This is a genomic window from Terriglobales bacterium (assembly GCA_035561515.1).
Classification (GTDB): domain Bacteria; phylum Acidobacteriota; class Terriglobia; order Terriglobales; family Acidobacteriaceae; genus DATMXP01.
The window spans coordinates 80437-86498 of the sequence record DATMXP010000031.1; the positions used below are offsets into that span (position 1 = coordinate 80437).

Here is a 6062-nt window from a genome sequence, read left to right on the forward strand (position 1 = left end):
AGGTAAGGCACAAACCGACAACTGATGGCAAAAAAGAACCCAACTATGACCCAAATGCTGGAAGCGGTTACCGCAGCCGAAGCCAAAAAGGCCGAAGAAATCTCCATCCTGGAGATGGATAAGGCCTCCGGAGCATTCACCGATTATTTCGTCATCTGCTCTGGTAGCAACCCGCGGCAGATTCAAGCCATCTCGGATGAGGTAGAGGAGAGACTTGCGAGCACCGGAGTCCATCCCACCCATGTCGAGGGTTACAACCAGGCTGAATGGGTGCTGCTGGATTATGTGGACTTCGTGGTTCACGTTTTCTCTCCCAAGGCGCGCAACTTCTACAACCTGGAGCGGCTTTGGAAGTCGGCAAAACGTTACGAGCCAACGGACCTAACGGCCACGGGTACGAAAAAGCGGTCGGCGGCGCGGCGGACTACATCCCCGTCGCGGAAAAAGAGCACCACCACCCGGACGACTCACTCACGGGCGAAGAAGGCCTAACCGCCTTCTCGCACGACCGCGCGGAGATGATTCTTCGCGCCTGGGTCGCGGCCGACTCGGCCACCGTCCGGCTAATACAGGAGGCGCGCAGTATTGCGCGAACCTCGTCCACGGTCCTGATCCGTGGCGAAAGCGGTTCTGGCAAGGACCTGCTCGCGTGGATACTCCACGCGCTCAGCTCCCGGGCCGACCGGCCTTTCGTGCGGGTCGATTGCGCCAGCCTGCCCCCCGAACTGATTGAGAGCGAACTCTTCGGCCAGGAACTCGTCGCCGGACACTTCGGACGGATCGAGACCGCCGCCGGGGGCACGCTTGTCCTCGATGAAGTCAGCGCCCTCAGCATCCCGGCTCAAGCCAAGCTGCTGCGCGTCATCGAGGAGCGCCGTTTCGAGCGCCTCGGCGGCGCCCGTTCCATCGGCGTTGACGCCCGTATCGTCGCCCTCACCAACATCAATCTCGAGCAGGCGGTTCTTCGCCGTGTCTTCCGCGAAGACCTCTTTTACCGGCTCAACGTTATCCCCATGGTCATCCCGGCCTTGCGCGAGCGTGTCGTCGACATCCGCCCGCTGGCGTTGCACTTCCTTGACCGCTATAGCCAGATGAACCGTCGCACGCGCATGGTATTCGGCGGTGCCGTCATGGAAGCCCTTGAGTCCTACTCCTGGCCCGGAAACGTCCGCGAACTTCGCGACGTTGTCGAGAAGGCCGTCCAAAACGCCACCGGCACGGAAATCACGTTGCTCGATCTTCCGCAACCGGTGCGCGACTGCGCCGCTGGAGCGATCCGGACAAAGCTGTCACTGCAAGACCTCGAGCGGAATTACATTGCCGAAGTGCTCGAGCACACGAAAGGGAAGAAGACGCTCGCGGCAAAGATCCTCGGCATCAGCCGCAAGACGCTGCTGGAAAAACGTAAGCGCTACGGATTCGAATAGGCTTAGGCGCACAACTGGTTGCTTGATGCGTACGGCAAATAGCCGTACAATAAGTATCCGGAGGCAACATGGCCGCCAAGGCAGGGAAGCGCAAGAAAGCAGAGAATCGTAGCGGTACCGAGCGGCTTGAAGCGCGGATTGGTGCCGACCAGAAGAGATTTTTCCAGCGCGCTGCTTCTCTCCGCGGCATCAGTCTCACGGAATTCATGGTCGCTTCCATGCACGAAGCGGCTCTGAAGACCGTAGAAGAGCATGCGCTATTGACCCTGACTGCCCACGAACAGCAGGTTTTCGTAGACACGCTGTTGAATCCTCCAGCTCCCAACCGGGCCTTGCGCATGGCTACCGAACGCTACGACAGGATGGTGAGCCGCTAAATTGCCGGCCGCCAACAAGTACGTGATCAAGCCGCTCGGCGATGAAAACCGGGCGGCTTTTCTTTGTGGAGAGGAGGAACTTGATCGCTATCTCCACGAGCGTGCATCGCGAGATGTAAAAAACAAACTCTCCGCAGTTTTCATACTCGTGTCCGAAGAAGATCCTGAAAGGATCCTGGGCTATTACACGCTCTCGGCTCAGCAGGTTGATTCCTCGCTGCTTCCCGAGGAACTTAAGAAGAAGACTGGGCGCTACAAGCATCTCGGAGTAACACTCCTGGGCAGGCTTGCCGTAGCAAAAAACCAGCAGGGAAAAGGGCTGGGAGCACTCCTGCTGGTCTCGGCGCTTAGACAGGCGTTGGAAAGCACAGAGAGGGTCATGTCGTTTGCGGTTGTCGTTGACGCCAAGAACGAAGATGCAGCGAGCTTCTACGAGAAGTTCGGATTCATTCGCCTGTCTGACCGTCGCCTTCTGCTACCGATGAAAACCGTGGAGCTGAATTTCTCGCGTAAGCAGTAACTACTTATGGCATCAGCAGTACTTTCCCGGCAATCATATTCCCCATGTACTGCTGAACGGCTTTCACCGCTTCCTGCAGCGGGACCTTCGCCTGCACATCCGACTTCAGTTCATTGCCAATCATCTTCTGCACCTGGCGCGCGATCTTCATCTTCTCCACAATCGACTTTCGCGCCAGCCACGCGCTCACCCAGAATCCGGCAAGCACCTTGCCTTCGAAGATCACCTGTCCCGGATCTACTTCGCACGGACGCAGCGACAGCCCTCCATACACGTACATGCGGCTGCCGAGAGGCATTTGTCTCAGCACGCGTCCGGTCAGCGGCCCGCCAACGGCGTCCAGTCCAATCGTTGCACTCAGTTCGTTTGCAAGCTTTTTGAGTTCGTCATCGAAGCCTTCGGCGCTGCTGTCGAGCACATGCTTCGCGCCCATCTTCCGAAGCACCTCCACCTGCTCTGGCCTGCGGACAACATTGATCACCGGCACCCCGAACTTCCGCCCGAGCCTGATGATCATCTTCCCCAGTGCGCTTGCCGCCGCCGTTTGCACGATGGCTTTGTGCTCGCCGCTGCGTGCCAGTTCCACCATCGCCCACGCCGACAGCGGATTCACCAGCATCATTGCGCCCTGTTCTATTTCCACGCTCGCCCCGAGCGGTACGCAGAACTGAGCCGTCGTGACCACGTACTCCGCCCATACGCCGCCGGCAATCTTCGGATCCGCGGCCGTGCATGCTACGCGCTTTCCCATCAGCCATCGTGGCATCACGCCAGATCCGGCTGCCACCACCGTTCCGCTGCCTTCAAAGCCGGGTGTCGCCGGCAGCGGCTTCTTGAATCCGTACATCCCAGCTAGGAAAGCAAGGTCCGACGGGTTAATCGGAGATGCCGCCACTTTCACCAGCACCTGTCCCGGCCCTGGACGCGGCACCGGAATCTCCGCTACGCTCAGGCTCTCAGGTTTGCCGTCGTAATTCTGCAACTGCACCGCACGCATTTTTTCGGGGATATCAGGCATGGCTGGTAATGCTACCACCGGAATTCAAGATCGGCCTTGCACCGACCCCTCTATTCCGGAACCACCTCAACCGCACTCAACGTTGCGTAGTCCTTCACCGGGACAAACTCAAACACCAACTTGCCCTGCGCATTCGGCTCCAGCCCGGTGATCTTCTTCATCACCGGCAGCCCAACGCGACTCTCCTTCAGGATGTCGAACTTGCTCAGGATCGTGCGCCCGTTGCACACCACATTGAACACACGCTCTCCTCCCGCCACACTCCGCGGAGGATAGACGGAACTCTCGCGGTTCTCCGTTCCCCGCCGCTCCACAAAATGGAGCACCACCGTGTACCGCCCCTGCGCTACCGGAATCGCATACGAGAAATTTCCCCAGCGCTCACCCTGATACAGCTCCGGATCCTCCACACCAGCCACCGACTCCACGCGCTCGGCCATCTGGCCGCCGAGGAAGTAATTGTCCGGAGCCCACCAGCGGCTATCGTCCGAGTAGTACGCCGAATCGCGCATCACCATCCGGAAGGACCGCATCTTGCCCTGCACCCCCGGCAGCACTTCGATCCCCGACAGCATGCCCCGTCCACCATGCACCGACGCCACCTTCAGGTGCAGCTTCCCATCGCTCGCCGGAGCCACATCCGTGAACACCTTCACATCGGCCGTGCGGCTCCCGCTCGCGTCGGAAACCACATCGAAGTCCGTTAACAGAGGTTTCCCATTGGCTGTAACCGCCATTAACCGGCTGCCTTCACCGCCACCCATGTGTCCTTCCGGACCATATTCCGTCTCTGCGAAATGCATCCGCAGTTCGTACACTCCGCCCTTCAGCGGGATGTCGTACGTGAACTCCCCCTGTCGCGAATTTCGGTAGATCTCCGCATCCTGTGTTCGCCAGATGTGCTGTACCGCGCTGTGTACCGCCATCCCACCGGAAAAGTACCGGTCCGGCCCCCACCTCTTTCCCGCGTGGTCCACAAACTCCCGTTCCGCACCCGGCAGGATCCGCAGTTCCTCTCCCACCGGAGGCCCCACCGGCCCTTCCAGCGCCGCCGGAATCGACGACCGCTCCACCGTCTCCACCACTGGCTGCTTCTTCAGCAAAAGGAAGAGCCCACTCGCCACCGCCAGTATCCCAACGACCGCCGCCAACAGCATCCAGTTCCGCCGACGATGGCTCGCCACAACCGGGGCAGTCGCCACCGGCTCCACCGCCTTTGACGAAACCGTCTCAAACACTGGTGCATACTGACCGACGGGAATGGAAATATGGATTTCGTGGTTTGCGCCTTCCGAGGCGTAGTACTGCGCCAGGTGTTTGCGCAGCCGGTTGGCCTGCACCCTTACGATGGAATCCGATTCGTGGTCGAACGCCGGATCCCTGCCGAACACGTCCACCGCGATCGAGTACTCCTTGATCGCCGACCCCTGCCCGACCAGGGTTTTCTCGCACACATAAGCCAGAAGATGGGACAGGCTAGGCGCGCGCTGGAACAGCTCCGATTGCAGCACCCGTTCCAGTTCGCTTCGCTCGGCGTCAGGCGTAGTAGCGACCGCGGTCATTCCCGATTCCCTGTAAGCCCGATGTTCGTCCAGGAAAAGTTTAGGTCAACTGAGTGGGGAAATGCTGCACTTAACGCGGCGCGTAGCGGTTAAGTCCCAGAATGGTACTGGCATCTCCGCCGGAGGTTACCGCCGCACGCGCTGTCGTTACCACCCGTTGAAAGCTCGAAACTCACCCTCCGCAGTCCACGCCGTAACCGTTCGGTAGCCGGTGTAGCGTTGTGAACCTCCCCCAGTCTGCGCGATAACTCGCCTTGTCAGCGGAGAACGGTTCAGCACCGCTGCTTCGCTTCGGAGGTGAATATGCGGACATTAGCCTTAGCCACCATCTTTCTGGGAATCGTGCTGCTATGGCCGACCGGCGTAGTAGCGGACGTCCCCAGCGAACCCCTGCCCTCATGCAGCTCCAATATGACCTACTCGCAGTTTGAGATCCGCGGCGACGAGCTCCGTCGCGTAAAGCGGTACGAAGACGCCATCGACTGCTACGAGCACGCGCTACGCAAGGTGCCGAAATCGGCATCGCTCAAGAACAAGATCGGCATCGCCAACCTGCTGCGGGGCAAATACAACGTGGCGGAACAGTACTTTATTGACGCCTCCAAGCTCGACAAGAAGAACTCAGAGATCCTCAATAACATCGGAGTGATTGCCTACCTGAATCGTAACTATGGCAAGGCCGTCAAGTACTACAAGAAGTCTCTGGCTCTCGACGAACTCAGCGCCTCCGTGCACAGCAATCTCGGGACGGCCTGGTTCGCGCAGAAGAAGCTCGATCGCGCCGTGGCCGAATTCACCCGTGCCATCGAACTCGATCCTGAAGTCGTCCTGCGTTCTTCGCAGGGCGGAGTCGGCGCCCGCATCGCTTCTCCCGAAGAGCGTGCCAAGTACATGTACATGCTCGCCAAGCTTTACGCGAAACGTGGCGACGCCGAACGCTGCCTGCTTTGCCTGCGCAAGGCTAAGGAAGAGGGCTACAAGAAGATCTATCAGGTTTACCAGGACGAGGAATTCGCCCAGCTTCGCCAGGATCCTCGCCTGATCGAAATCGTTCCCCCAGCGCAATAGGCCTGCACAGTACTACCTCATCTGGCCGCCGAAACCTCGGCGGCCCCTTTTTGTCCAGCACGAATTATATGCCTTGACAAGTATATACAC

General features: G+C 59.4%; 7 protein-coding genes. 5 read left to right on the forward strand and 2 right to left on the reverse strand.

Going from position 1 to position 6062, the window contains the following annotated elements:
- The first annotated feature begins 45 nt into the window (after positions 1–45).
- The 4 genes from rsfS (at position 46) to VN577_15185 (ending at position 2324) form a co-directional block, all read left to right on the forward strand.
- On the forward strand, positions 46–492 hold the full coding sequence (gene rsfS, locus VN577_15170; protein ID HWR16167.1) for a ribosome silencing factor: 447 nt from the start codon (positions 46–48) through the stop codon (positions 490–492).
- Between the two features lie 26 nt (positions 493–518).
- The gene (locus tag VN577_15175) at positions 519–1427 is read left to right on the forward strand and encodes a sigma-54 dependent transcriptional regulator (GenBank protein ID HWR16168.1); all 909 of its coding nucleotides are present in this window, start codon (positions 519–521) and stop codon (positions 1425–1427) included.
- Between the two features lie 68 nt (positions 1428–1495).
- Positions 1496–1804, forward strand: a complete 309-nt coding sequence (locus tag VN577_15180; protein HWR16169.1) for a DUF1778 domain-containing protein — start codon at positions 1496–1498, stop codon at positions 1802–1804.
- Between the two features lies 1 nt (position 1805).
- Positions 1806–2324 carry a GNAT family N-acetyltransferase gene (locus VN577_15185; protein HWR16170.1) on the forward strand — a complete coding sequence of 173 codons (519 nt, stop codon included), beginning with the start codon at positions 1806–1808 and terminating at the stop codon, positions 2322–2324.
- Positions 2325–2328: 4 nt separating this feature from the next.
- On the opposite strand, the gene VN577_15190 is transcribed toward VN577_15185, so the two are convergent.
- Complete coding sequence (locus tag VN577_15190) at positions 2329–3342, reverse strand: zinc-binding dehydrogenase (protein HWR16171.1); 1014 nt, start codon at positions 3340–3342, stop codon at positions 2329–2331.
- 50 nt (positions 3343–3392) lie between these two features.
- The gene (locus tag VN577_15195; protein ID HWR16172.1) at positions 3393–4904 is read right to left on the reverse strand and encodes a malectin domain-containing carbohydrate-binding protein; all 1512 of its coding nucleotides are present in this window, start codon (positions 4902–4904) and stop codon (positions 3393–3395) included.
- Positions 4905–5207: 303 nt separating this feature from the next.
- Here VN577_15195 and VN577_15200 point away from each other — a divergent pair, with 303 nt between their 5' ends.
- On the forward strand, positions 5208–5972 hold the full coding sequence (locus VN577_15200; GenBank protein ID HWR16173.1) for a tetratricopeptide repeat protein: 765 nt from the start codon (positions 5208–5210) through the stop codon (positions 5970–5972).
- Positions 5973–6062: the final 90 nt, after the last annotated feature.